Source organism: Mycobacterium sp. 20KCMC460 (assembly GCF_022179425.1).
GTDB lineage: Bacteria > Actinomycetota > Actinomycetes > Mycobacteriales > Mycobacteriaceae > Mycobacterium > Mycobacterium kiyosense.
In genome coordinates this window covers 2,106,804-2,132,285 of the sequence record NZ_AP025524.1, presented here as the reverse complement: position 1 = coordinate 2,132,285, position 25,482 = coordinate 2,106,804, and the positions used below count along the sequence as shown (strand labels likewise).

The window sequence follows — 25,482 nt, the reverse complement described above, 5'->3', positions numbered from 1 at the left end:
CCCACCAGGGGTGTTTACCCCGGCTCTGCGCGGGTAGGTTCGACCCGGAGAGGTGGCCGATGGCAAGACTGCTGCTGTGTCTGGCGGTGTTGCTGACGGCGGCCTGCACCCGGGTGGTGGACGGCGAAGCGGCGTTGCCGTTCGGCGCCGTCCCGGTCGGCGTGCTCGACGCCGGCACCGTGCTGCTGGACCAGTCACGGATGCGCGCGATCACCGGCTCGGGTGAGAATCTGACCATCATCCCGTCGATGGACGGCAGCTACCCGGTGGATGTCGGGAGCCTGGCGGCCACCGCACCGTCGGAGTGCCGCTTCGTCTTCGCCGAAACCGCGACCTTCGGCCCCGAGGTCAAGGCGTTCCACAAGACCACCTTCCAGGATCCGCCCGGCGGTCGGCTGATCTCCGAAGGAGCGGCGAGTTACCTCGACAACGCGGCGGCGCGGCGCGCTTTCGGGGCGTTGGTGGACACGGTCGGGCAGTGCGCGACCAGCTCGATGGGCTGGCTGTTGGTGGAGAACTGGCAGTCCGACGCCGAGTCGCTGCAGATGCGACCGGGCAATTGCGGTCGTGACTACCGGGTGCTGTCGGTGGTACTGCTGGAGGTCACCTTCTGCGGGTTCACCGAATCCGTGTCCGAGATCGTGATGACCAACATGGTCGCCAAAGTGCCTTAGCAACAAGCAGATTCGGTCAGTCCGGCTTGCGGAACCGGATGATGTCGCGCCAGGGCGAGCCCGCGGTGTCGACGAACTCGAATCCGGCCGGCTCGGCAAGCTCGCGCAGTTGGTCGGCGCCGAAGCGGTCGGGATCGGCGAAGGTTTCGCGGAACACCAGCAGGCCGCCGGGTTTGAGCACGCTGTGTAACGACCGCACGCATTGCGACTTGTCCGGCACCTCACCGATCACGCTGGCCAGGAAGGCGGCGTCAAAGCTGCTGGGAGGGAACGGAAGTCCGTCGCCGGCCTGGCCGGTATGAAAGCCCACGTCGACGTACCCGGCGCGGTCGAGTTTGCGTCGTGACTTCTCCAGCATCTGGGGCTGGATGTCGAACAGCTCCAGGCGTCCGGCGTGAAGCCGCCGCGCGATCTCGACACTGAAGAAACCCGAGCCCGGGCCCACCTCCAGCACACGTTCCGCGCCCGTCAGTTCGAGCGCGTCGACGGTGTCGGCAGGGTTGTCGATGCGCCGTCGCAGCGGGTTGTCGAGTACGAATGCGGCCTGGTGCGGGAACGGGAACGTTCCCGGCCAGCGAGCCGGCAGGAACAGCGTGTCCATCCAGGTTTTCGGCACAGCGCCTCCTGAGCCTTCGACTTCGTCAATGATGTTCGGTCGCTTGCCGGTTCGCTCTGAGACCCGCCGCCATCGAATCGAACTTAGGGTAACCTAACTCGGATTCAATGGGAAGTCCCGCACCCCGAACCTCACCGGGTGCCGTCCGGCCGCCGCCAACTGCGCAAACGGCCCAAAGTATAGGGAAAACCCTGTATCGGCGACGCGGCGTTGCTGCCTAATATTCGGCCCAGCAAACCCGGACCGCCCGGTCCATTGACGAGAGAGGCGCCGATGTCATACGTACTCGCTACCCCGAACGCTCTGTCGGCGGCAGCCGGCAACCTCGGTACCATCGGCTCCGCTCTGCGCGATGCGGGTGCCGCGGCCGCGGCCCAGACAACCGCGATCGCGGCCCCGGCGGCCGACGAGATATCGGCGGCGATCACGGCACTGTTCACCGCGAGCGCCAAGGAATTCCAGGCCGTCAACGCCCAGATGGCCGCGTTCCACGACGAGTTCGTCAGTTTGCTCAACGGCGGCGCGGCGAAATATCTGAGCACCGAGATCGCCAACGCGCAACAAACTTTGGCGAATGTGGCGAACAACCCCGTGCAAGCCCTGCTGGGGAAGTTCTTGGGCGGCGCCGCGCCCGCCGAGAGCATACCCCCCTTTTCCACGACATTTGACACGCCGATAGGCCCGGTGACCATCACGGGTGGTGGAGACTTCACTTTTACCGGGGGGATGCCGCCGACCGGAGCGGTGTTGAAGCAATTGCTCAATGCCTCCACTCCACTCGGCAGCTTAGGGATCGGATTGAATCAGAACAGCACCTTTGACTACTCCCACATCAGTCCTGAGGGTGTTGTCCGCACTGCCTACCAGTTGACCGGCGGTTCGCTGGACGTGCCTATGCCGCTTCAACTTCTCCTGGCCGCGGCAGGGCCGAATATCACCGGGGGCTACTCACTCTTTAACAGCGGTAACGCGGTTTACAGCGCGTTGAGCAGCGGAAACCCTGTGGGTGCCGCCGTCGCATTATTCTCCGCGCCCTTCAATTACGCGGATGCTGTCTTGTTCGGCCATCAGAATGTCCCGATCTCAATTCCGCTCGGTAGCCCCGGCGGCGGAACCGGGTCCATCGATCTGAACATTCCCTTCGGGGGCGTCTTCGCTTCGCCGGCGCCGGCAACGGTGGACGTTGCGCACACGACTATCTACGACTCAAACGGGTTTCTCGTTTCCGAGTATCTTCCCTCGCACGTTGCCTTCGGGGGCACCCAGTTTGGTGGCATTGCTTCGGAAACCCTGCGTGCCTTCGGCATCGACCTGAGCGCCTTCGGGATCCCCCTGTAGTCGAGGCTAGTCCCGCCCGGTCCCGGCGATGGTGGCGCTGCCCAGCACCTCGTCGCCGGCCGGGTCGGGGCGGTAGAGCACCAGCGTCTGGCCGCGCGCCACCCCGCGCACCGGGGCACGCAACTGCACCCGCAGTTCGTCGCCCACCAATTCGGCTACCGCACCGGCGATTTCGCCATGCGCACGAATCTGGACCTCGCACTCGATCGGACCCGACGGCGCACGCCCGCAGGTGAACACGGGCCGCCTACCGGTCAACGCCGCAACCTCCAGATCGGCCGCGGCGCCGACGTGCACGGTCCCGGTGTCGGCGTCGATCGCCGTCACGTACCGCGGCCTGCCGTCCGGGCCGGGACCGGCGATGCCCAGGCCCTTGCGCTGGCCGATGGTGAAGCCGTGCACGCCGTCGTGCTCGGCCAGCACCGTGCCGTCGCGGTCCACCACCGCGCCCCGCCGGACACCGATGCGGGCACCCAGAAACGCCTGGGTGTCACCCGAGGGGATGAAGCAGATGTCGTGGCTGTCCGGCTTGTCGGCGACCGCGAGGCCGCGACGCGCCGCCTCGGCGCGGATCTGCGGCTTGGGGGTATCGCCGATCGGGAATGCGGCGTGGCGCAACTGCTCGGCGCTCAGCACCGCCAGCACGTACGACTGGTCCTTGTCCCGGTCGACGGCGCGCCGCAACCGGCCGTCGCACAACCGGGCGTAGTGCCCGGTGACCACCGTGTCGAAGCCCAGCGCCAGCGCGCGCGCCGACAACGCCGAGAACTTGATCTGCTGGTTGCAGCGCACGCACGGGTTGGGGGTTTCCCCGCGCGCGTAGGACGACACGAATTCGTCGATCACGTCGGCCTGGAACTTCTCCGCGAAATCCCAGACGTAGAACGGGATTCCGAGGACGTCGGCAACGCGGCGCGCGTCGGCGGCGTCCTCCTTGGAGCAGCAGCCACGAGATCCGGTGCGCAGCGTGCCGGGCGCGGTGGACAGCGCCAGGTGCACACCGACCACGTCGTGTCCGGCATCGACCATGCGGGCGGCGGCGACCGACGAGTCGACACCGCCGCTCATCGCGGCGAGAACCTTCATTACGAAAGCCCCGCGGCGGCCAGGGCGGCGCGGCGGGCCCGCGCCACGGCGCCGGGCAGCACCTGCAGCACCGCGTCGACGTCGGCGTCGACACTGGTGTGCCCCAGCGACAGTCGCAGCGAGCCGCGCGCACTGGCCGGGTCGGCGCCCATCGCGACCAGCACGTGCGACGGCCGCGGCACCCCGGCGGTGCAGGCCGACCCGGTCGAGCACTCGATTCCGTTGGCGTCCAACAACATCAACAGCGCATCGCCTTCGCAGCCGCGGAAGGTGAAGTGCGCGTTGCCCGGTAGCCGCAACGGGTCCCGGGCGCCGTTGAGCCGGACGTCGTCGATGCCGGCCAGCACGCCGTCGACCAGCCGGTCGCGCAGTGCGCGCAGCCGCGCGCTGGTGGCATCCAGCCCGTCCACGGCGAGCGCGGCCGCCGTCGCCATCCCCACGGTGCCCGCGACATATGGTGTGCCGGAACGGATATCGCGCTCCTGGCCACCGCCGTGCAGCAGCGGCACGCACGCGACGTCGCGGCGCAGCAGCAGTGCGCCGACCCCGGGCGGCCCGCCGAACTTGTGCGAAGCCACGCTCATCGCCGACAGTCCGCTGGCGGCGAAGTCGACGTTCAGCGCACCGATCGCCTGCACGGCGTCGCTGTGCATGGGGATACCGAATTCGGCGGCGACCGCTGCCAGCTCGGCGACCGGCATGACGGTGCCGACCTCGTTGTTGGCCCACATCACCGTGATCAGCGCCACGTCGTCGTAGGTCTGCAGCGCCGCGCGCAGGTCGGCCGCCGACACCGAACCGTCGGACGCGGTGGGCAGCCAGGTGACCTCGGCGCCTTCGTGCTCGACGAGCCAGTTCACTGCGTCCAGCACCGCGTGGTGTTCGACCTCGGTGGCAACGATGCGCCGGCGCAGGGGGTCGGCGTCGCGACGGGCCCAGAAGATCCCCTTGACGGCCAGGTTGTCACTCTCGGTGCCGCCGGCGGTGAAGATGACCTCGGAGGGGCGGGCGCCCAGTTTGTCCGCGATCAGCTCGCGGGACTCCTCCACCCGCCGGCGGGCCGCCCGGCCGGTGGTGTGCAGCGACGCCGCGTTGCCGACGCAGCCCAACACAGCCGTCATCGCCTCAATGGCAGCTGGGTGCATCGGGGTGGTGGCGGCGTGATCGAGATAGACCATGACTCGCCCCACGATACCGGTCGCGTCCAGCGCCTGAGCAGCCACAGCCTGTCTCAGCGGCAGGTGGAGCGGGTACCCGACCGGTTCACCCAATCCCGCCAATCGTTAAGACGGTGAAGATTTGACCAAACAGGATCGATCCGCTGCCGGCCGGGTTACCACGCGGTGGTGCTTCGCCGACCAGCTCGGCCCGCATTTTCTGGACGACCCCGGCCAGCCGGTGCTGCTGGTCGAGTCGCGGGCGGTGTTCGAACGGCGGCGGTTCCACCGGCGCAAGGCCCATCTGGTGCTCTCGGCGCTGCGGCACCGCGCCGCCGAACTCGGCGAGCAGGCCACCTTCCTGCAGACCCGCACCTACCGCGAGGCGCTGACCCGCGTCAACGGACCGATCAGCGTGTGTCAGCCCACCTCGTTCGCGGCCGACCGGTTCGTGCGGTCACTGCCCGCCGTCGAGGTGGTGGCCGCCCGCGGTTTCTGCACCAGCCGCGAACAGTTCGACGGCTGGGCGCAACAGCAGCGCACGCTGCGCCTGGAGGATTTCTATCGCAGCGCCCGCCGCCGGTTCGACCTGCTGATGGACGGCGACGAACCCGTCTCCGGCAGGTGGAATTTCGACGCCGACAATCGGGAACCCGCACCGAAAAACGGAACCGACTTGGGCGTGCCCGGGCCCTGGCTGCCCACCGAGGACGAGATCGACGAGCGGGTGCGCGCGGATCTGGACCGCTGGGAAAGCGACGGCGCGGTGTCGTTCGTCGGCTCCGACGGCCCGCGCGAATTCGCCGTCACCGCAACCGAAGCGCGCCAAGCGCTTGAGGTGTTCCTGCGCAATCGGTTGCCGCACTTCGGTCCGCACGAAGATGCCATGCTGACCGGGGACCGGTTCATGGCGCACAGCCTGCTGTCGGCGCCGATGAACCTGGGCCTGCTGGACCCGCTCGAGTGCGCATACGCCGCCGAAGACGCCTACCGCACCAGGCAGGCGCCGCTGGGCAGCGTGGAGGGCTACATTCGCCAGCTGATCGGCTGGCGCGACTACGTCTGGCACGTGTATTGGCATTTTGGGCGAAACTACCGCCGCCACAACGCATTGCAGGCACGCACCGAGCTGCCTGATTGGTTCGCCGAACTCGACGCCGACGCCGTCGAGGCGCGCTGCCTCAAGGACGTGCTGGCCCAGGTCCGCGAACACGGCTGGGTGCATCACATCCCGCGACTGATGGTGCTGTCGAACTATGCGCTGCAACGTGGTTGGCATCCGGCCGCTGTCACCGACTGGTTCCACCGCTGCTTCGTCGACGGTTACGACTGGGTGATGGTCGCCAACGTCATCGGCATGTCACTGCACGCCGACGGCGGGCTGATGGCGACGAAGCCGTACGCCTCGGGCGGGGCCTACATCAATCGGATGAGCGATTACTGCGGCCAATGCCGTTACCGCCCGGGCCGGCGCGTCGGGGCCGACGCCTGCCCGTTCACCGGCGGGTACTGGTGGTTTCTGTCTCGCAACAACGAGCAGCTGGCCGGGAATCACCGGATGAAGCAGCCGTTGGCCGGGATGCGAAGGCTGTCCGATCTCGACGAGGTGGTGGCCCAGCAGCGCCGGCTCGGCAGTCGCGCGCCGTGAACATCCTCACCAGCCTTGTGATCCGGGAATTCCCTTGAACGGACCCACAATCCAGCTGGTGATCCAGCCACCGTAGAAGCCGCCGGGCTGGGCGGTCACCTCTTCGCCGTTGACCGTGCACCGGTCCATCTGCGCGGCCATCACCGCGACGGCGCCGGCGATCGGTTCGAACCCGGGCGCCGGCTGCGGGTAGGTCCACGCCGCGCGGGTCGCGGTCCGCCCGCCGGCAGTCAGGTCGAAATAACTTGCCCGGCCTTTCCATTCACACCAGGAGCCACCGGCCGCGGGACGCAGCACGCCGTCGACGAATGCGTCTCGGGGCAGGTAGTACGTGGGTGGGTGACTGGTTTCCAGCACTCGGTGCGCGCAGCTGGCCGATGCGATCGTCAGGCCGCCGAATTCGACGGTGATCGAGCCGCGGAACGGTTCCACGCGCGGAGGACGGGGATAGTCCCAGACGGATTCCTGTCCGGGCGCGGGTTTGATGGGGGCGGGGCGGGGATTCACCCGGCCCATTGTCCGCGGCATCGCGGACTGGCCGGTCGGGGCTGTTTCAGGCCACCAGGACGTGGCCGTGGTCCGGGCGCGGCGCCGCGGGACCCGGTACGCAGGCGTGCACCGCGGACTGGCAGTTGCGGGCCAGGGCACGCCGGTCGTCGCCGGGCAGCTGCAGTGACTCGACGCGCACGCAGGCCAGGGTCCGGCGCTGCCGGAGCAACCGGAACACCGACCGCAGCAGGGTGTCGTCGCCGACGAACGCGGGTGTCGTGGATACGCTGCCGTCGACGTGGTGATACGTCAGCCGCAGCGGCTGCACGGGACGGCCGGCGTCGATGGCGGCCTGGAACATCGCCGGATAGAAGTTTCCGGACGCCCGGCCGCACCAGGTGGTTCCCTCCGGGAACGCGACCACCGTCTGCCCGGCGCGCAGCCGCCGGGCGACCGCGTCGACCACACCGGGCAGCCGGCGCAGGCTGGCCCGCTCGATCGGGATGATCTTCAGCGCGCGGGCCACGATTCCGATCGCCGGACCGGTGAACATGTCGGCGCGGGCGACGAACGACCCGGGCAGCACCGCGCCGATGGCGAAGGCGTCCAGCCAGGAGGTGTGGCTGCTGACCACCAGCACACCACGCAGGTTACGAATCGGGTTGCCGTGCACGGTGATTCGCACGCCGAAGCAGCGCAGCACCATCCGGCAGTAGGCGCGCTGCAGATGGTTGCTGCCGGGCATCGGCATGCCGAGCAGCGGGATGCCCGGGGCCAGCAGCAGCGCCACGGTGAGCCGAAGCGCCACCCGGACCCGCTCGGCGAGCGACCGCGACACCGCGGTGCCGCTCACGCAACCGACGTTGCACGATGCCCGGGGCAGCCAGGAGTGTCCGGCGGTGGCCGTCATCAGGCCGCCCCACCCGCCGTCGCCCCTCCCAGTTCGGCCGCCGCCGATACCGACCGCAGCCGCTTCAGATAGCGCGTATCGGCATCGCGCTTGCCCAGCAGCACACAGAAGTCGCCGACCCCGAAGTCCGGGTCGTGCGCCGGGTCGCCGCAGGCCCGGGCACCCAATCGCAGGTAGCCGCGCATCAGCGGCGGCACCGTCGGCCGCGCCGGCGGGTCGATGTCGTCCAGGCTCTTGCCGTCGATGCAGACCGGCCGGTAGGGACGCACCCGGTATTGCGCGGCGTGCCGCTTGTGCACGAAGTCGCGCACCCCGCGGATCTGGCTGCCCGGCGCGTCGGAACCGGTGTGCACCGGGACCGAGACGCAGCCGGTCACGTAGTCGTAGTCGCAGCGGTCCAGGTAGGCCAGGATGCCGGCCCACATCAGCAGCACCACCGCACCGTTGCGGTGACCGTCGCGTACCACCGCGCGGCCCATCTCCACCAGCGAAGGTCGCAGCGGGTCGAAGGCGCGGACGTCGAATTCCGTTGCGGTGTAGAGGCCGCCGGCGGCGATCGCGCCGGGCGGCGGCAGCATCCGGTAGCAGCCCACCAGTTCGCCGGTGTCGTCGTCGCGCACCAGCAGGTGGTCGCAGTACTCGTCGAACCGGTCCACGTCGCGGCCGTCGGGCCCGGCCGAGGCTGCCGGCAAAGTGAAACCCGGCGTGCTGGTGAACACGTCGTAGCGCAGCCGCTGGGCGGCCTCGATCAGGCTCGAGTCGGTGGAGAGCAGCAGGGAGTAGCTCGGGGCGGCCGAAGCGGGGGAAACCGACGGGCCGCGGGGTTTGTCGCTGGGTATGAGGACTGAAGCGATGCTCATGCCATCAACGTGGCGCAACCGGTCGGCTAGGCGGCATCGGTGCGCTGACATGTCGGTGCACGTCAGGTGACAGGATTGCGGGCCGTCACGGCGAGCAGACGCAAAAGCGCCTCATTTCGGCGGGAAATGAGGCGCTTCTGCGTCTGCTAGGCCAGAAAAATCAGCCCTTGCGGGCCTTGACGCCCTCGGTCAGCTGCGGGGCGACCTTGAACAGGTCGCCGACCACGCCGTAGTCGGCGATCTCGAAGATGGGCGCCTCTTCGTCCTTGTTGACCGCGACGATGGTCTTGGAGGTCTGCATGCCGGCCCGGTGCTGGATCGCCCCGGAGATGCCCAGCGCGATGTAGAGCTGCGGAGACACCGTCTTGCCGGTCTGGCCGACCTGGAACTGCCCGGGGTAGTAGCCGGAGTCGACCGCGGCGCGCGAGGCGCCCACGGCGGCACCGAGCGAGTCGGCCAGCTCCTCGACCACCTTGAAATTCTCCTCGCTGCCCACACCGCGGCCACCGGACACCACGATGGTGGCCTCGGTGAGTTCCGGGCGGTCGCCGGCGACCGCCGGCTCGCGGGCGGTGATCTTGGTCGCGTTCTCGGCCGGAGCCGGCACCTCGACGTTGATCACCTCACCGGCGCCGTCGGCGGGCTCGGCCTCCACGGCGCCGGCCCGCAGCGAGATCACCGGGGTGTCGCCATTGGCCTGCGCCTCGACGGTGAACGCGCCACCGAAGATGGAGTGCACGCCGATCGCGCCTTCCTTCACGTCGACCACGTCGACGAGCAGCCCGGAGCCGATCCGGGCGGCCAGCCGGCCAGCGATCTCCTTGCCGTCGGCGTTGGCGGCCACCAGCACCGCGGCCGGCGCTTTCTCCTCGGCCAGCGCGGCCAGCACGTCCACATACGGCACGATCAGGTATTTGTCGACGTCGTCGGACTCGGCGACATAGATCTTGGCGGCACCGGCCGCCTTCAACCCGTCCACCAGCGGCTCGGCCGTGCCCGGCGCGCCGATGACGACGGCGGACGGTTCGCCCAGCGCGCGGGCGGCGGTGATCAATTCGGCGGTGACCTTCTTCAGCGCACCGTCGGCGTGCTCCACGAGCACCAATACTTCAGCCATGGGTTTTCGCTCTTCTCGTCTCTGGGATCGTCAGTGGGATCGTCGGCTAGGTCAGATGATCTTCTGGGCGACCAGGTACTTGACGATGTCGTTGCCGCCCTCGCCCTCGTCGGTCACCTTCTCACCGGCCGTCTTCGGCGGCTTGGGCGTCGAGGACTTCACCGTGGAGCCGGCGTTCGCCAGTCCGACCTCGTCGGGCTCGACACCGATTTCGGCCAGCGTCAGGACGGTGACTTCCTTCTTCTTGGCGGCCATGATGCCCTTGAAGGACGGAAAGCGCGGCTCGTTGATCTTCTCGTTGACGCTGACCACCGCGGGCAGCGTGGCCTCGAGGGTGAAGACGCCGTCGTCGGTCTCGCGCTCCGCGGTCACCTTGCCGTCCTCGACGGACAGCTTGCGCACGTGGGTGAGCTGAGGCAGACCCAGGTACTCGGCGATGATTGCCGGGACCGCGCCGCCGCTGCCGTCGGTGGCCTCGTTACCGGCGATCACCAGCTCGGTGCCTTCGATGGCGCCCAGCGCCCGGGCCAGCGCCCAGCCGGTCTGGATGACGTCGGAGCCCTTCAAGCCGTCGTCCTTGAGGTGCACGGCCTTGTCTGCGCCCATGGACAGGGCCTTGCGGATCGCCTCGGTGGCGCGCTCGGGACCGGCGGTCAGCACGGTCACCGACCCTTCGCCGCCCTCGCGCTCGCGGATCTGCAGCGCTTCTTCCACGGCGCGCTCGTTGATCTCGTCCAAGACCGCGTCGGCGGCCTCGCGGTCGAGCGTCCAGTCGTCCTCGGACAGCTTGCGCTCCGACCAGGTGTCTGGGACCTGCTTGATCAGGACCACGATGTTCGTCATGAGTGTGGTTCGTCCTCCTCGAAGGAGTCCCGCAGCGATGGCTACAGGACCTCGGTCACGCATTTACGGGACCGCACAGCGCATGTTACTAAGCGGTAACTTCGTGCGGTTTGCCTCCTCACCATAGCGGGTCGCATTTGCCCATCTGCCCACCTCCTCCCCACTGTGCTGGCTGGGACGGGGTCGTCGGCGGCGCCGCGTTCTCTCGCCCGGCCCGCCGCCGGATCCGCCATCCGGTTCGCGAATCCGGTGCCAGGCATTAGCCTGCCTTAGCAATGAGCGCATTCGTCCCCGACGGGTCCCCCCGGATATCCGCTGTTTCCGCCGACAGCGGGCCCCTCGACGCCGTGTTGACCCTGACCGGTGAACGCACCATTCCCGACCTGGACATCGAGAACTATTGGTTCCGCCGCCACGAGGTGGTCTACCAGCGGCTGGCGCCGCGCTGCGCGGGTCGCGACGTGCTCGAGGCGGGGTGTGGCGAAGGTTACGGCGCCGACCTGATCGCCGGCGTGGCGCGCCGGGTGGTGGCGGTGGACTACGACGAGTCGGCGGTGACGCACGTGCGCAGCCGCTATCCGCGGGTGGAGGTGCTGCAGGCGAACTTGTGCGAGCTGCCGCTGCCGGACGAGTCCGTCGATGTCGTAGTGAACTTCCAGGTCATCGAGCACCTGTGGGATCAGGGCCAGTTCATCGGCGAATGTGCGCGGGTGCTGCGGCCGGCCGGGGTGTTGATGGTGTCGACGCCGAACCGGATCACCTTCTCCCCCGGCCGCGACACGCCGATCAATCCGTTCCACACCCGCGAACTCAACGCCGACGAGCTCACCGAGCTGCTGGTCGACGGCGGTTTCCGCGACGTGTCGATGAACGGTCTGTTCCACGGGCCGCGGCTGCTGGAGATGGATGCGCGGCACGGCGGCTCGATCATCGACGCGCAGATCGAGCGCGCGGTGGCCGACGCGCCCTGGTCACCGCAGCTGGTGGCGGACGTTGCCGCGGTGACCACGGCCGATTTCGACCTGGTCGAACGCGGTGTGCGGGACATCGATGCCAGCCTGGATCTCGTCGCGATCGCGGTGCGCGGGTGACCAGCCAGAGCGACCGGGTGCCCGGCATGTTCACCCTGGTGCTGCACACCCACCTGCCGTGGCTGGCTCATCACGGCCGCTGGCCGGTGGGCGAGGAGTGGCTCTACCAGTCCTGGGCGGCTTCGTACCTGCCGCTGTTCCGGGTGCTGCACGAGCTGGCCGGCGAGGGACGCCACGGGTTGCTCACGCTGGGCATGACGCCGGTGGTCAACGCCCAGCTCGACGACCCGTACTGCCTGGACGGCATGTACCACTGGCTGGCCAACTGGGGGCTGCGCGCCCTCGAGGCAGCCAGCGTGCGCTCGATCCCGCGGTCGAAATCATCCGGCTACCAGTCGTGCACGCCAGAAGCGTTGCGCGCCTTCGGCATTCGGGAGAAAGCCGAAGCCGAGCGGGCGCTCGGGGACTTCGCCACGCTGTGGCGGCACGGCGGCAGTCCGCTGCTGCGCGGCCTGGTCGATGCGGGCACCGTGGAGCTGCTCGGGGGGCCGCTGGCCCACCCGTTCCAGCCGCTGCTGGCGCCGCGATTGCGCGAGTTCGCGCTGCGCGAGGGCCTGGCCGACGCGCGGTTGCGGCTGGGGCCGCGTAACGGTCCGGCCGGCATCTGGGCGCCCGAATGCGCGTACGCCCCGGGCCTGGAAACGGAGTACGCGGCCGCCGGCGTCACGCACTTCATGGTCGACGGCCCGTCCCTGCACGGGGACACCGCGCTGGGCCGGCCGGTCGGCGACACCGACGTAGTCGCCTTCGGGCGCGACCTGCAGGTCAGCTATCGGGTGTGGTCACCGAAGTCCGGCTACCCCGGGCACGCCGCCTACCGCGACTTCCACACCTACGACCATCTCACCGGTCTCAAGCCGGCGCGGGTCACCGGCCGCAATGTGTCGTCGGCGGACAAGGCGCCCTATGACCCCGAGCGGGCCGACCGCGCGATCGACACCCATGTCGCCGACTTCGTGGACGTGGTGCGCAACCGGCTCGTCTCGGAGTCGCAGCGGATCGGCCGGCCCGCGCACGTCGTCGCGGCGTTCGACACCGAGCTGTTCGGTCACTGGTGGTACGAGGGTCCCACCTGGCTGGCGCGGGTGTTGCGCGCCCTGCCGGAGGCCGGCGTCCGGGTGGGCACGTTGCGCGATGCCCTCGATGACGGCTTCGTCGGCACGAGCGTCGAATTACCGCCCAGCTCTTGGGGTTCCGGCAAGGACTGGCAGGTGTGGAACGGCGAGCAGGTGGCCGATCTGGTGCAACTCAACGCCGAGGTGGTCGAGACCGCGCTGAGCACGGTGGACAAGGCGCTGGCGCAGACGGCGTCGCTGGACGGGCCGACCCCGCGGGACCACGTCGCCGATCAGATCCTGCGCGAGACGCTGCTGACGGTGTCCAGCGACTGGCCGTTCATGGTCAGCAAGGACTCCGCCGCCGACTACGCCCGGTATCGCGCTCACCTGCACGCTCATGCCACCCGGGAGATCGCCGGCGCGTTGGCGTCGGGCCGGCGCGACGCCGCGCAGCGGTTGGCCGAGGGCTGGAACCGGGCCGACGGACTGTTCGGCGCACTGGACGCCCGCAGGTTGCCCCGGTGAGCCGCGGATGAAGATTTTGATGGTCTCGTGGGAGTACCCGCCGGTGGTGATCGGCGGCCTGGGCCGGCACGTGTATCAGCTGTCCACCGCACTGGCCGCGGCCGGCCACGACGTCGTGGTGCTGTCCCGCCGGCCGACCGGCACCGATCCCAGCACTCACCCCAGTTCGGACGAGATCAGCGAGGGGGTGCGGGTGATCGCGGCGGCGCACGACCCGCACGAATTCTCCTTCGGCACCGACATGATGGCCTGGACGCTGGCGATGGGCCACTCGATGGTCCGTGCCGGGTTGTCGCTCAAGAGGTACCACAGTGACCGGCCGTGGCGCCCCGACGTCGTCCACGCCCACGACTGGCTGGTTGCTCATCCGGCTATTGCTCTGGCCCAATTCTATGACGTGCCAATGGTTTCCACGATTCATGCCACCGAGGCCGGTCGGCATTCCGGCTGGGTCTGCGGGGCCATCAGTCGTCAGGTCCACGCGGTCGAGTCGTGGCTGGTGCGGGAATCCGACTCGCTCATCACGTGTTCGGCTTCGATGCGCGAGGAGATCACCGAGTTGTTCGGTCCCGGACTGGCCGAGATCACGGTGATCCGCAACGGTATCGACGCGGCCCGCTGGCCGTTCGCGCGCCGCCGCCCCCGCACCGGGCCGGCCGAACTGCTCTACGTCGGGCGCCTCGAGTATGAGAAGGGCGTGCACGACGCCATTGCCGCGCTGCCCCGGATCAGGCGCAGTCACCCGGGCACCACGCTGACCGTCGCCGGTGCCGGAACCCAGCAGGACTTCCTGGTCGCGCAGGCGCGAAAGCACAAGGTGCTCAAGGCAACCCGTTTCGTCGGCCACCTGCACCACGACGAACTGCTGGCCGCGCTGCACCGCGCCGACGCGGCGGTGCTGCCCAGCCACTACGAGCCGTTCGGCCTGGCCGCGCTGGAGGCCGCCGCCGCCGGCATCCCCCTGGTCGTCTCGAATACCGGCGGTCTGGGCGAAGCGGTGATCGACGGGGTCACCGGCGTTTCCTGTCCGCCCCGCGACGTCGCCGCGCTGGCGCGGGCGGTAGCCAAGGTGCTCGACGATCCGGGCGCCGCCCAGCGCCGCGCCCGGGCCGCGCGGGACCGGCTGACCTCGGACTTCGATTGGCAGACAGTGGCCGGCGAGACCGCGCAGGTGTATCTGGCCGCCAAACGCGGCGAGCGTCAGGCGCAGCCCCGGCTGCCCATCGTCGAACACGCCCTGCCGAACCGCTGACCTGCGGCACGGCCGTGCGGCCGGCATCGCCGGTAGCGTCGTGGGATGGGGCTGACCTATTCGACTGTGATCAACGCGCCACGCGACGAGGTATTCGCCTGGCACAGCCGACCCGGTGCGTTCGCGCGGCTCTGTCCGCCGTGGTCGCCGATGCGGCTGGTTGCCGAGGCCGATTCGGTCAAGGACGGCCGCGCCGTCCTGCGGTTGCCCGGTGGCTTGCGCTGGGTGGCGCAGCATCAGGCCGATTCCTACGATCCGCCACGGTGTTTCGTCGACGAATTGGACACCGAGGGCCTGGCTTCGCTGCCACCGAGGTTGATCGGGCACTGGCGGCACACCCACGAATTCGCCGACGTCGACGACCGCGCGACCCTGGTCACCGATCGCGTCGACACCCCGGTGCCCGGCTCCGCGCTGCGGCCGATGTTCGTCTACCGGCACCGACAGTTGGCTGACGACCTCGCCGCGCACACGCGGGCGGCCGAGCACGGTCTGGGACGGTTGACGATCGCCATGACCGGTTCCTCCGGGCTGGTGGGCACCGCGCTGAGCGCATTCCTGAGCACCGGTGGTCACCGGATCGTCCGGTTGGTCCGCGGCACACCGGACGGCCCCGACCAGCGGCGGTGGCAGCCCGAGGACCCCGACCCCGACCTGCTCGACGGCATCGACGCCGTCATCCATCTGGCGGGCGCGTCGATCGCCGGCCGATTCACCGACAAGCACCGAAATGCGATCCGCGACAGCCGAATCGGGCCGACCCGCAAGTTGGCCGAACTGGTGGCTCGCAGCGGCACGGGGGTGTTGATCTCGGCGTCGGCGATCGGGTTCTACGGCTACGACCGCGGCGAGGAGGTGTTGACCGAGGACAGCGAGCGGGGCGAAGGGTTTCTGGCCGACGTGGTCGCCGACTGGGAAGCGGCGACCGCCCCGGCCGAGCAATCCGGGACCCGGGTGGTGGCGGTGCGCACCGGCATCGTGCAGTCCCCGCTCGGCGGCACTCTGCGCCTGATGCGTCCGCTGTTCAGCGCGGGGCTGGGCGGGAGACTCGGCGACGGCAGGCAGTGGTTGTCCTGGGTCGGCATCGACGACCTTCTCGACGTCTACCACCGGGCGCTCTGGGACTCCGGATTGGCCGGTCCGGTGAATGCCGTTGCGCCCCAACCGGTTCGGAATGCCGAATACACCCGCGTGCTGGGCCGGGTGTTGCGTCGCCCCACGGTGTTGCCGGTGCCCTCATTGGGGCCCAAGGTGTTGCTCGGCAGCCAGGGCGCCCGGGAGTTGGCACTGGCCAATCAAAGGGTCGCCCCGTCTCAGCTGACCCGGTCGGGCCACCACTTCCGCTGGCCGGACCTCGACCCGGCGCTGCGTCATCTACTGGGGCGCGGCGGCGGTTGAGCGCCCCGGCACGGCCGGGTGCGTGGTCTGAGCGCCCGCGGGTACCGGGGGGCGCTGGGCCGGACCCTCCTGCCGCGAACGTTGCCGCCAAATCCGCCATGCCACAACAGCAGTCGATATCATGGCTACCGTCACCAGGGGCCAGAAGGCCAGCTGCGCGAGCCACACCCGGCGCTGCAGGCGTAGCGTCGCGCGTTCGGCGCGCCGGAGCTTGCGCAAGGATTCTTTACCTGTCACAACCAACCCAGTTCCCCGCTGTCCTTCCCGGCAAACCGGGCGTTTGCCGTCACTGAGATATCGGTCACGCCCAGCTCCCAGCTGTGCAGCGCAGCGACATGCACTGACGCGCGGCTGCGTACCTTGGTCGTTTGCCCGGGTTTGCTGAAGGCCGGCAGCGGGAACAGCTTTCGCAGGCGGCAAGAGCCGCGGGGGACAGCAATCATCGGAGGTTGAACATGGCAAAGAGCGGACCACTCGAACTCGTCAGCGGGGTCGTGGAAGGCGTCAAGGGCGTGATCAAGCAGATCATCGGCTTGGTCACCGGCAACGAACGCCTCACCGAGGAGGCCAAGGCGCAACAGGACAAGGCCGACGCGCAGCGCGAAGCCGCCAAGAAGGAAGCGGCCGCGGAGTCGGCACGCGCGGGCGCCAAGGCGGCCGAGAAGCGCCAGGAAGCCAATCAGTAGATAGCCGAACACCGCTGAGGGCCAGCCGATCACGGCTGGCCCTCAGTCGGCGTCTCGGCCCTCGCGACTGTGGGCGTATGCGCTTGTCCGCAGTCCGGCCAGCCAGCCGGGGTACAGCGTCACCCCCGGTGCTGTATTGCGTACCGGATCGAATGACACGTCACCCTCGGTGCGCAACCGGTCCAGCCGCAGCTCGCCCAGCGGCTCGAAGTCCGCTGCCCCGCGGGCCTGGTCGAGCCGCAGCTCGAGGCCACCGTGGGTGATGCGGTCGCGGACGGAATCCAGGGCGAACCCCGGTCCGTCGATGGCGTTCGACAGGCGCGCGCGCAGCCACCAGTTGCTGCCCTCGAAGCGAAGCGGCATCAGGCTGGTCAGCGGCTGGTCCGACCAGGACAGGACCGGCCGCAACCCGACCGCTCGCCCGATCGGGTTCGAGGCTGCCGAGACGAGTAGCACGTCCCACGGCCGCGGCCCGGCGATCCCCTCCGGTACGCGCAGCGCCAGACCGACCGCGTCGGGCAGCGAACCTGGCATCCCGACCGCCTTCGAGACCCTGGCGATCACCTCGGAAGTCGGCAGCGGCAGCCCGTGGTCCTGCGGCGCCGTCCGCGTGAACGCACCCTCGACCAGCACGCCGACCGGGTGGAACACCTTGCGGTGCCGAAGGGAGGATCCCCATTGAAACGGTGTGGTGAGCAAATCAGCGATGGTCATCGTCGCCAAGTTCCCTGCCACGCGGCTTCCAAACCCGCCGGCACCGGTTCGGGCAGCACTCGACGGGGAATACCTAACCGCTATGAGCGACAAAGAAATCCATCCGGGTGACGAATTCCACACGGGTGAGAAGGTGAGGTGGCGCAGTCACGGAAACACCGTGCGCGGCGAGGTGCAGCGTAGAATCACCTCGGACACCGAGGCGGCCGGACGCACGGTGCGCGCGTCACAGGACGAGCCGCAGTATCAGGTCCGCAGCGATAAGACCGGCCGGGATGCGGTGCACAAACCAGCGGCCCTGAAGCGGCAGGAAACCTGAGAACCGGCGGCCCCGCACCGCCCGACACCGGACTGGCGCCACCCGCGATCATTCACTAAATTAACGATTAATTCCTTGAATATAACTTCGCGGCCTGCTGGGCGCCTGCGTTTGACCGTTCCTCGAGGGGGTACCAACGCGTGAATCTGAGCCGTTCGGATCGGCCGCTGACCAACCCCGGAAGGGGGCGCCTCGTGGGAGCCGTGCATAAACTTCCGTCGGCAGGCCGCGACCATCCCGGGCACGTGCTGGCCGGCCGCCCGCCGGTTGCCGAGCAGTTCGATGCCTGGCGCGCCAGCCTGCGCAGGGCGGTACTCGACGAGGTCGCCGAGTTCGTCTCGCGTCGTTGCGCCGACGAATTGGGCGATTGCGGAGTCGACGTGGCCGGCGACATCCTGCTGGAGTTCATCCGCGACGGCAAGTGCCTGCGGTCGACGTTCATGTACCTGGGTTGGCTGGCCGGCGCCCGGCCCAACCCCGCAGCCCTGTCCGCCACGGCCAGCCTGGAGTTGCTGCACGCATTCGCGTTGCTGCAAGACGACGTGATGGACGACTCCCCGTCGCGACGCGGTCGCCCCGCCGCACACATCCAGTTCGCGGACTGGCATCGCGAGCGGGGCATGTCCGGGTCTGCGCGCCGATTCGGGGAATCCGCCGCCACCCTGCTCGGCGACCTGTGCTTGATCTGGGCCGAGCAGATGCTGCGGAACTCCGGTCTGCAGCGCCACCACCTGCAACGCGCCTGGCCCCGTTACGACGCAATGCGAACCGAACTTGCCGTCGGCCAATTCGCCGATCTCGCAATGAATATCCGCACCTTGCCGACGATGCAGTCGGTACTGGGGGTGGCCCGGATGAAGTCCGGCAACTACACCGTGCGCCGGCCACTGGAGATCGGTGCGGCGATGGCCGGCTGCGACGAGCACGTGCTATCCCGGCTCGGCGAATACGGCACCGCCGTCGGGGAAGCGTTCCAGCTGCGCGACGACATCCTGGGTGTCTTCGGATCGCCGGAAACCACCGGCAAACCCAACGGCGGAGACCTGTTGGAACGCAAGGCAACCAGCGTCGTAGTGGCCGCCTACGAGATGGCCGATGCGGCGACCCGGCGCGATTTCGGCGAACTGATCGACACCGACGATCTCGACGACGCCGCACTGGACCGCTGGCGCGGCCTGATCTTCGGCACTGGGGCGGTGCAGTGGATCGAGGAGCTGATCGACAACCGCGTCGAGATCGCCCGGAACGCCCTGGACACCAGCGGGATCGACACCTTGATCCGGTCGGCGCTGGCCGACATGGCGGGCGTGTGCACCCGCCGCGCCGCATGACCGCCCGGGAGTTGAGCTAGATGCGCACGGTTTCGGGACGGACCGACCACGTGGTGGTGGTCGGCGCCGGTTTCTCCGGCCTGTCCGCGGCGCTGCACCTGGCCGGCCGGGGCCGTGCGGTCACCGTGGTGGAACGCGAACCCTGGCCCGGCGGGCGCGCCGGCCGCCGCGACATCGACGGCTACCTGATCGACACCGGGCCGACGGTGCTCACCATGCCGGACATCATCGACGAGGTGTTCGCCGCCGTCGGTGAAAACACTTCGCAGCGCTTGAAATTGGACGCGCTGGACCCGGCGTACCGGGCGCAGTTCGCCGATGGCAGCAGCCTCGACGTCCACACCGATGCCGACGCGATGGCCGCCGCGGTGCGGGATTTCGCCGGACCGCGCGAGGCCGACGGTTACCGCGCGCTGCGCAGCTGGTTACACCGCTTGTACCGCACCGAATTCGACGGCTTCATCGCGTCGAACTTCGACTCGCCACTGTCCATGCTGACCCCTCAACTGGCGCGGCTCGCCCGGATCGGCGGGTTCCGCAAGTGGGAGACGATGGTCAGCCGGCACATCGCCGACGAGCGGTTGCGGCGGGTGTTCACCTTTCAATCCCTCTACGCCGGGGTGGCGCCGCAGCAGGCGCTGGCGGTGTACGCGGTGATCGCCTACATGGACACCGTTTCGGGCGTTTTCTTCCCGCGCGGCGGTATGCGGGCACTGCCCGACGCCTTGGCCGCAGCCGCGCAGGACGCCGGCGTGCGATTCCGCTACGGCACGGCGGTCACCGGACTGGAGCGCAGCGGTGCGCGGGTCGGCGCGGTGATTACCGCCGACGGGGACCGCATCGCCTGCGACGCAGTGGTTTTGACCACCGAACTCCCGCAGAGCTATCGACTGCTGGGCTATCGCCCAATGCGGCTGCTGCCGATGCGCGCCGCACCCTCGGCGGTGGTGCTGCACGTGGGCTGTCGCGCCGCGACGGACGGCCAACCCCAGACGGCGCACCACACCATCCTTTTCGGCGACGCCTGGGAACAGACGTTCACCGACATCGTGCGCGACGGTCGGCTCATGCGCGACCCCTCGCTGTTGGTCACCCGCCCGACCGCCACCGATCCGGGCCTGGCGCCCGCCGGGCGTGATCTGCTCTACGTGTTGGCGCCGGCGCCCAACTTGTCTCGCCGCCAGGTCGACTGGACGAACACCACCGCGCCGTACGCGCAATCCATGCTCGAGATGGTGCGGCAACGATTGCTGCCCGACCTGCGCGACGATGCGCGGGTGCTGCACATCGACACTCCGGCCGAATGGGCGCGTCAGGATATGACGGCCGGCACACCGTTCGCGCTGGCTCACACATTCGCCCAGACCGGGCCGTTCCGGCCGGGGAACCTGTTGCGGGGCATCGACAACGCGGTACTGGCCGGGTCCTCGACCGTCCCGGGTGTCGGAGTGCCCACTACGCTGATCTCCGGGCGACTGGCCGCCGACCGAGTCACGGGCGTGGCCGACAAGTCCGCAACCCGATTCGACCTGAAGGCGAAACTGCCGTGATCCGACATGAATTGGACGCTGCGGGTATCGACGATCCGCGATTGCGCACCGCGTACCGTCGCTGCCGCAAGATTGCGGCCGAAAACGGCCGCACCTACTTCCTGGCCACCCGACTGCTCGCCCCGGACCAGCGGCCGGCGGTCCACGCACTGTACGCATTCGCCCGCTACGCCGACGACATTCTCGACGGGTTCAACCCCGACCTGAACACCGGCGCCCGGGCGGCCCGGCTGCAGCGGTTGTCCGAGCGGTTCTTCGCCGGCGGCGAGCATCGGGACGAGCCGATACTGGCGGCGGTGGATCACACCGTCAACCGGTACCACATTTCCGGCGAGCTTTTCGAGGACTTCCTGGCCTCCATGCGGATGGACCTCACCGTCACCGACTATCCGGACCGGGCTGCCCTCGACCGTTACATGCGCGGTTCCGCGGAAGTGATTGGCCTGCAAATGCTTCCGGTCCTCGGGACCGTCGTCGACGCCGCCGAAGCCGAGCCGTACGCCGCCGCGCTGGGACGCGCCTTCCAGTTGACGAACTTCTTGCGTGATGTCGACGAGGACCTGATGCGCGATCGGATCTACCTGCCGGCCGACGAATTGGCGGCGCACGGCGTGGACCGGGAGCTGCTGATGTGGTGCCACACTCACCGCCGCACCGACCCCAAGGTGCGGGCCGCCCTGGCGGCGCAGCACGAAATAACCCGGGAGATCTACCGGTTCGCGTCCGGCGGCGTCGGGATGCTCGCCCCGCGGTCCCGCCCGTGCGTGGCGACCGCGTTGACGTTGTACTCCGAGATCCTGGACCGCATCGAGGACAGCGACTTCGCGGTGTTCTCTCAACGCGCCACGGTCGGCACCGCGCGCCGGATCCAGGTCGCCGGCAGCGCCCTGGTGCAGTCCTGGCGCGCCCGCCGTGCGCACGAGCAGCGCAAGCCGCGTGCGGCGTGAGCGACCACTGGCAGTACCTGATCCTGCTCGGGCTGTGTCTGTTGATCACCGCGCCGCTGGAGGTGTTCGGCGGCGGCGTCTACCGTCGACTGCACCGGACGCTGCGCGCGGTGCTGCCGGTGGCGGCGGTGTTCCTGGTGTGGGACGCGGTGGCGATCGCGGCCGGCGTCTGGGCCTACGACGGCAGGTACCTCAGTGGTTTCGACGTGCCGCCCGACATTCCGATCGAGGAGGTGTTGTTCTTCCTGGTGATCCCGGTGTGCGGACTGCTGACCTACAACGCCGTGTCCACGATTCTGCAGTGGAGCAAACGTCGATGACCGGCCTGGGCTACACCGTGCCCGCCGTCCTGTCGGTGCTGGCGGTGCTGGCGCTGGAGTGGAAGCTGTTGCGCACCGGCCTGTTTCGCAAGGCGGCCTACTGGTTGTCGATGGTGATCGTGTTGGGTTTCCAGATTCCGGTCGACGGCTGGCTGACCAAGCTCAGTGCACCGGTGGTGATCTACAACGAGCGCCAGACCAGCGGGCTGCGGTTTCCGTTCGACATTCCGGTCGAGGACTTCCTGTTCGGTTTCGCCCTGGTCACCGCGGTGCTGCTGGTGTGGGAGTACCAGCGTGGATAGGGCCGGTCTGGCGCGTGATGAGGTGCCGGGGGCCTTCGACGTGGGCGCCGCGGCTTATGACCGCCTGGTGGGCGCCAACCCCGGCTATCACACCAACCTGAGGCTCTCGGCGCGCCGGATGGGTCTGCCGCGCAACGGTGCCGGGTTGCGGCTGCTCGACGCCGGCTGCGGCACCGGCGCATCGACGGCCGCACTGCTGGCCGCCGCCCCGGAGGCGCAGATCGTCGCGGTCGACGCCGCCGGCGGCATGCTGGAAGCGGCCAGAGCGAAGTCGTGGCCGTCGTCGGTGCGATTTGTGCACTCCCGTATCGAAGAACTCGCCGAGCACGGGGTCACCGGGCCCTTCGACGGCATTTTCGCCGCCTATCTGCTGCGCAACCTCGATGATCCCGACCGCCAGTTGCGCGCTTTCCGAGACCTGCTGCGCCCGGGCGGCACGCTGGTGGCCCACGAGTATTCGGTGCGTGATTCGCGCGCGGCCACCCGCATCTGGTCCGCGGTCTGCTGGGGAATCATCATCCCCGCCGGTTGGTGGCGAACCCGCAGTAGCATCCTGTACCGCCACTTGTGGCGCAGCGTGCTGGCCTTCGACGGGGCGGCCGCGGTCCGCCGCCGGATGTCCGACGCCGGATACGTGGCGGTGCACAGCGAGACCGTGCCAGGCTGGGAGAAGAACATCGTCCACACTTTCGTTGGAAAGGCGCCTACCGGAGAGGACCCGCGATGACCGACCGGCACCGCCAGATCCATCCGGCTTCGCCCGGTTACGCCGATGCCTCCGCGTTGTCGTGGCGACCGCGCGCGGTGGTGGTGGGAGCCGGCATCGCCGGCCTGGCCGCCGCCACCGGGCTGGCCGAGCGCGGGGTCGCCGTCACCGTCGTCGAGCGCGAGGACTATCTCGGGGGACGGGTAGGTGGCTGGACCGAGCAGCAGGACGGCACCGAACTGGCGATGAACCGCGGCTTCCACGCGTTCTTCCGCCAGTACTACAACCTGCGGGAGTTGCTGCGCCGGGTCGACCCGCAACTGCGGATGCTGACGCCGGTGCGGGACTACCCTCTGGTCGACGGCGCGGGTCGGCGCGACAGTTTCCGTGGTCTGCCCCGCATCCCACCGTGGAATGCCCTGGCCTTTGCGTTGCGCAGCCCCACGTTCCGGCTCTCCGACCTGGCGCGTATCGATGCCCGGGCAGCCGCGCCGCTGGCCGCGGTGTCGGTGCCCGAGATTTATCACCAGCTGGACCACATCGACGCCGAAACGTTCTTGAAGAGCATCAATTTCCCCGATTCGGCGCGTCACCTGGCCTTCGAGGTGTTCTCCCGCAGTTTCTTCGCCGAACCGTCTCAGCTGTCGGCGGGTGAGCTGGCCACGATGTTCCACATCTACTTCCTGGGATCCAGCGAAGGCTTGATCTTCGACGTGGCGAACTCGAACTTCGACGACAGCCTGTGGAATCCGCTGCGCGACTACCTGACCGATCTCGGCGTCGAGTTCCGCCTCGGCACCCCGGTCCGGCGAGTCGAGACCGGGACCACGAAACTCTTTAGCGTTCAAGATGATTCAGGTGAGTCCACCGACGCGGACGCGGTGGTGCTCGCGGTCGACGTCAACGGCTTGCAGAGCATCGTCGCCGAGTCCGACGGCCTGGGCGCCCAGTTGTGGCGCACCCAGATAGCGGGATTGCGCGCCGCGCCCCCCTTCGTCGTCCAGCGACTCTGGCTCGACCGGCCGGTCAAGCCGCAGCGGCCCGCGTTCCTGGGCACCGCGGGCCACCCGCCGCTGGACAACATCAGCGTGCTGGAACGCTACGAGCGCCAAGCCGCGGCGTGGGCGGCTTCCAACGGCGGTTCGGTGGTCGAATTGCATTCCTACGCAGTAGATTCCGCACAATCGAGTGGACACGCCGTCCGGCAGCTGCATCGGCTCTATCCGGAGACGGCTTCGGCGCAGGTGGTACACGAACGAATACTGCGCCGCAGCGACTGCCCGCTGTTCACGCCGGGCACCTACCTCCGCCGCCCCACCGTCGCGACCCCGCAACCCGGGCTCGTCCTGGCCGGGGACTCGGTCCGAGTCGACCTGCCGGTGGCGTTGATGGAACGCGCGGCCACCACCGGCTGGACAGCCGCCAACCACCTGCTGGCCCAGTGGGGTCTGGCCGGCCATCCGCTGTCCACCGTTCCCACCCGCGGCCGGTCCAAGTTGCTGCGGTCGCTGGCCGACCGCCAACGACGCGGGCAGCCATGAGTCTCGGCGACCAGTTGCGTGACCGGTGGCCGAAAGACTGGCCGCTACAGGTGATCCCGCGCGTCGCGTGGACCCGACAGCAACCCAGCTATGGCGCCGCTAAGCCGAGCATCATCGCCGGTGCACTCGACCGGACCCGGCGCCGGCCGACCGGTAACTGGTATGCGTTCGCCGCGAGCAGCGATGTGCGCGCCCGCGCTCCGCTCGGATCGTCGGTCGCCGGCGTGGAATTGGTCGCGTGGCGCGATCGTCTCGGCCGGCTGAAGGTCGGTCCCGGAGCCTGCCCGCACCTGGGCGCCGACCTGGCCACCGGCACGGTTGCAGACGGTGCCCTGTTCTGCCGATGGCACGGACTGTCTCTGGACGGCGACACCTGCACGATGGGCTGGGCGCCGCTGCCCAGCTTCGACGACGGTGTGCTGGCCTGGGTACGACTCGACGGCGTCGGCGGCGAGGCGCCGCTGGACGAACCCGTGATCCCGGACCGGCCCACCGGCGCTGCCCTGGCCGCGGTCACCCGGGTCGTCGGGGTGTGCGAACCGGACGACATCATCGCCAACCGGCTCGACCCGTGGCATGGCGCCTGGTTCCACCCGCATTCGTTCACCCAGCTGGAGGTCCTCACCACCCCGACGGCGGCGGATGATCGTTTTCTCGTCTCGGTCACCTTCCGGGTCGGGCGGTTGGGGGTGCCGACCATCGCGGAGTTCACCTGCCCGGATGCGCGAACGATCGTGATGCGCATCGTGGAGGGCGAAGGAACGGGCAGTGTCGTCGAAACGCACGCCACCCCGATCGGTCCGGGGCCGGACGGCCTTCCCCGCGTCGCCGTGATCGAGGCCGTCGTCGCGCAGTCGCAGCGCCCGGGATTTCACGCGGCACGTAATTTCGCGCCGCTGATCCGGCCGTTGATGCGCCGCACCGCCAACCGGTTGTGGCGAGACGACATCGAATACGCCGAGCGCCGCTACCGGCTGCGCACCTGAACCGATTGGCTCCCCGAC

26 protein-coding genes are annotated in these 25,482 nt (G+C 69.0%); 17 read left to right on the top strand and 9 right to left on the bottom strand.

Annotated features, from left to right (window positions below):
• Positions 1-59 precede the first annotated feature (59 nt).
• Positions 60-674: a sensor domain-containing protein gene (locus MKCMC460_RS09975; RefSeq protein ID WP_236981737.1), complete on the top strand. Its 615-nt coding sequence runs from the start codon at positions 60-62 to the stop codon at positions 672-674.
• 16 nt (positions 675-690) lie between these two features.
• Here MKCMC460_RS09975 and MKCMC460_RS09970 read toward each other — a convergent pair whose 3' ends face one another.
• Positions 691-1,275: a class I SAM-dependent methyltransferase gene (locus MKCMC460_RS09970; protein ID WP_309297859.1), complete on the bottom strand. Its 585-nt coding sequence runs from the start codon at positions 1,273-1,275 to the stop codon at positions 691-693.
• A 288-nt stretch (positions 1,276-1,563) separates the two neighbouring features.
• Here MKCMC460_RS09970 and MKCMC460_RS09965 point away from each other — a divergent pair, with 288 nt between their 5' ends.
• Positions 1,564-2,628, top strand: a complete 1,065-nt coding sequence (locus MKCMC460_RS09965) for a PE family protein (protein WP_236981735.1) — start codon at positions 1,564-1,566, stop codon at positions 2,626-2,628.
• A gap of 6 nt (positions 2,629-2,634) precedes the next feature.
• Here MKCMC460_RS09965 and mnmA read toward each other — a convergent pair whose 3' ends face one another.
• Together mnmA and MKCMC460_RS09955 are read right to left on the bottom strand one after the other, a co-directional pair.
• Complete coding sequence (gene mnmA, locus MKCMC460_RS09960; protein WP_238305648.1) at positions 2,635-3,714, bottom strand: tRNA 2-thiouridine(34) synthase MnmA; 1,080 nt, start codon at positions 3,712-3,714, stop codon at positions 2,635-2,637.
• Positions 3,714-4,892: a cysteine desulfurase family protein gene (locus tag MKCMC460_RS09955; protein WP_236983945.1), complete on the bottom strand. Its 1,179-nt coding sequence runs from the start codon at positions 4,890-4,892 to the stop codon at positions 3,714-3,716. The genes mnmA and MKCMC460_RS09955 overlap by 1 nt, the downstream gene beginning before the upstream one ends.
• Before the next feature lie 121 nt (positions 4,893-5,013).
• Between MKCMC460_RS09955 and MKCMC460_RS09950 the strand changes: the two genes are divergently transcribed.
• Positions 5,014-6,519, top strand: coding sequence for a cryptochrome/photolyase family protein (locus MKCMC460_RS09950; RefSeq protein WP_236981733.1), 1,506 nt, complete (start codon positions 5,014-5,016; stop codon positions 6,517-6,519).
• 6 nt (positions 6,520-6,525) lie between these two features.
• Here the strand turns inward: MKCMC460_RS09950 and MKCMC460_RS09945 are convergent, their stop codons facing one another.
• From MKCMC460_RS09945 to MKCMC460_RS09925, 5 genes are all read right to left on the bottom strand, one after another.
• The gene (locus MKCMC460_RS09945) at positions 6,526-7,035 is read right to left on the bottom strand and encodes a DUF427 domain-containing protein (RefSeq protein ID WP_236981732.1); all 510 of its coding nucleotides are present in this window, start codon (positions 7,033-7,035) and stop codon (positions 6,526-6,528) included.
• Between the two features lie 37 nt (positions 7,036-7,072).
• Positions 7,073-7,918: a 1-acyl-sn-glycerol-3-phosphate acyltransferase gene (locus tag MKCMC460_RS09940; RefSeq protein WP_238305647.1), complete on the bottom strand. Its 846-nt coding sequence runs from the start codon at positions 7,916-7,918 to the stop codon at positions 7,073-7,075.
• Positions 7,918-8,778: a GNAT family N-acetyltransferase gene (locus tag MKCMC460_RS09935; protein ID WP_238305645.1), complete on the bottom strand. Its 861-nt coding sequence runs from the start codon at positions 8,776-8,778 to the stop codon at positions 7,918-7,920. Before MKCMC460_RS09935 ends, MKCMC460_RS09940 begins: the two co-directional genes overlap by 1 nt.
• A 160-nt stretch (positions 8,779-8,938) precedes the next feature.
• Complete coding sequence (locus MKCMC460_RS09930) at positions 8,939-9,895, bottom strand: electron transfer flavoprotein subunit alpha/FixB family protein (RefSeq protein WP_236981730.1); 957 nt, start codon at positions 9,893-9,895, stop codon at positions 8,939-8,941.
• Positions 9,896-9,946: 51 nt separating this feature from the next.
• Positions 9,947-10,738, bottom strand: a complete 792-nt coding sequence (locus tag MKCMC460_RS09925) for an electron transfer flavoprotein subunit beta/FixA family protein (RefSeq protein WP_238305642.1) — start codon at positions 10,736-10,738, stop codon at positions 9,947-9,949.
• Positions 10,739-11,013: 275 nt separating this feature from the next.
• Between MKCMC460_RS09925 and MKCMC460_RS09920 the strand changes: the two genes are divergently transcribed.
• From MKCMC460_RS09920 to MKCMC460_RS09900, 5 genes are all read left to right on the top strand, one after another.
• The gene (locus tag MKCMC460_RS09920) at positions 11,014-11,829 is read left to right on the top strand and encodes a bifunctional 2-polyprenyl-6-hydroxyphenol methylase/3-demethylubiquinol 3-O-methyltransferase UbiG (RefSeq protein ID WP_238305640.1); all 816 of its coding nucleotides are present in this window, start codon (positions 11,014-11,016) and stop codon (positions 11,827-11,829) included.
• A gap of 26 nt (positions 11,830-11,855) precedes the next feature.
• A complete protein-coding gene (locus MKCMC460_RS09915; protein WP_236983943.1) occupies positions 11,856-13,412 on the top strand; it encodes a glycoside hydrolase family 57 protein in 1,557 nt (518 codons plus the stop codon).
• Positions 13,413-13,419: 7 nt separating this feature from the next.
• On the top strand, positions 13,420-14,664 hold the full coding sequence (locus MKCMC460_RS09910; RefSeq protein WP_236981728.1) for a glycosyltransferase family 4 protein: 1,245 nt from the start codon (positions 13,420-13,422) through the stop codon (positions 14,662-14,664).
• Between the two features lie 45 nt (positions 14,665-14,709).
• Complete coding sequence (locus MKCMC460_RS09905; protein ID WP_236981727.1) at positions 14,710-16,062, top strand: TIGR01777 family oxidoreductase; 1,353 nt, start codon at positions 14,710-14,712, stop codon at positions 16,060-16,062.
• Positions 16,063-16,517: 455 nt separating this feature from the next.
• The gene (locus MKCMC460_RS09900; protein ID WP_370653102.1) at positions 16,518-16,748 is read left to right on the top strand and encodes a CsbD family protein; all 231 of its coding nucleotides are present in this window, start codon (positions 16,518-16,520) and stop codon (positions 16,746-16,748) included.
• 42 nt (positions 16,749-16,790) lie between these two features.
• On the opposite strand, the gene MKCMC460_RS09895 is transcribed toward MKCMC460_RS09900, so the two are convergent.
• On the bottom strand, positions 16,791-17,462 hold the full coding sequence (locus MKCMC460_RS09895; RefSeq protein ID WP_236981725.1) for a phosphodiesterase: 672 nt from the start codon (positions 17,460-17,462) through the stop codon (positions 16,791-16,793).
• A gap of 82 nt (positions 17,463-17,544) precedes the next feature.
• On the opposite strand from MKCMC460_RS09895, the gene MKCMC460_RS09890 reads away from it, so the two are divergent.
• The 9 genes from MKCMC460_RS09890 to MKCMC460_RS09850 all read left to right on the top strand — a co-directional run bounded on the left by MKCMC460_RS09890 (position 17,545) and on the right by MKCMC460_RS09850 (position 25,464).
• Positions 17,545-17,781 carry a DUF2945 domain-containing protein gene (locus tag MKCMC460_RS09890; RefSeq protein WP_236983941.1) on the top strand — a complete coding sequence of 79 codons (237 nt, stop codon included), beginning with the start codon at positions 17,545-17,547 and terminating at the stop codon, positions 17,779-17,781.
• Between the two features lie 245 nt (positions 17,782-18,026).
• Positions 18,027-19,112: a polyprenyl synthetase family protein gene (locus MKCMC460_RS09885; RefSeq protein WP_236983939.1), complete on the top strand. Its 1,086-nt coding sequence runs from the start codon at positions 18,027-18,029 to the stop codon at positions 19,110-19,112.
• Positions 19,113-19,132: 20 nt separating this feature from the next.
• Positions 19,133-20,662 (top strand): phytoene desaturase family protein, encoded by a 1,530-nt coding sequence (crtI, locus tag MKCMC460_RS09880; RefSeq protein WP_236981724.1) that lies wholly within the window; start codon positions 19,133-19,135, stop codon positions 20,660-20,662.
• Positions 20,659-21,609, top strand: coding sequence for a phytoene/squalene synthase family protein (locus MKCMC460_RS09875; protein ID WP_236981723.1), 951 nt, complete (start codon positions 20,659-20,661; stop codon positions 21,607-21,609). Before crtI ends, MKCMC460_RS09875 begins: the two co-directional genes overlap by 4 nt.
• Positions 21,606-21,929 (top strand): lycopene cyclase domain-containing protein, encoded by a 324-nt coding sequence (locus tag MKCMC460_RS09870; RefSeq protein ID WP_236981722.1) that lies wholly within the window; start codon positions 21,606-21,608, stop codon positions 21,927-21,929. The genes MKCMC460_RS09875 and MKCMC460_RS09870 overlap by 4 nt, the downstream gene beginning before the upstream one ends.
• Positions 21,926-22,231, top strand: coding sequence for a lycopene cyclase domain-containing protein (locus MKCMC460_RS09865; RefSeq protein WP_236983936.1), 306 nt, complete (start codon positions 21,926-21,928; stop codon positions 22,229-22,231). The genes MKCMC460_RS09870 and MKCMC460_RS09865 overlap by 4 nt, the downstream gene beginning before the upstream one ends.
• On the top strand, positions 22,224-22,958 hold the full coding sequence (locus tag MKCMC460_RS09860; RefSeq protein ID WP_236981721.1) for a trans-aconitate 2-methyltransferase: 735 nt from the start codon (positions 22,224-22,226) through the stop codon (positions 22,956-22,958). The genes MKCMC460_RS09865 and MKCMC460_RS09860 overlap by 8 nt, the downstream gene beginning before the upstream one ends.
• On the top strand, positions 22,955-24,478 hold the full coding sequence (locus tag MKCMC460_RS09855; RefSeq protein WP_238305638.1) for an NAD(P)/FAD-dependent oxidoreductase: 1,524 nt from the start codon (positions 22,955-22,957) through the stop codon (positions 24,476-24,478). Before MKCMC460_RS09860 ends, MKCMC460_RS09855 begins: the two co-directional genes overlap by 4 nt.
• Positions 24,475-25,464 carry a DUF5914 domain-containing protein gene (locus MKCMC460_RS09850; protein WP_236981720.1) on the top strand — a complete coding sequence of 330 codons (990 nt, stop codon included), beginning with the start codon at positions 24,475-24,477 and terminating at the stop codon, positions 25,462-25,464. The genes MKCMC460_RS09855 and MKCMC460_RS09850 overlap by 4 nt, the downstream gene beginning before the upstream one ends.
• Positions 25,465-25,482 lie beyond the last annotated feature (18 nt).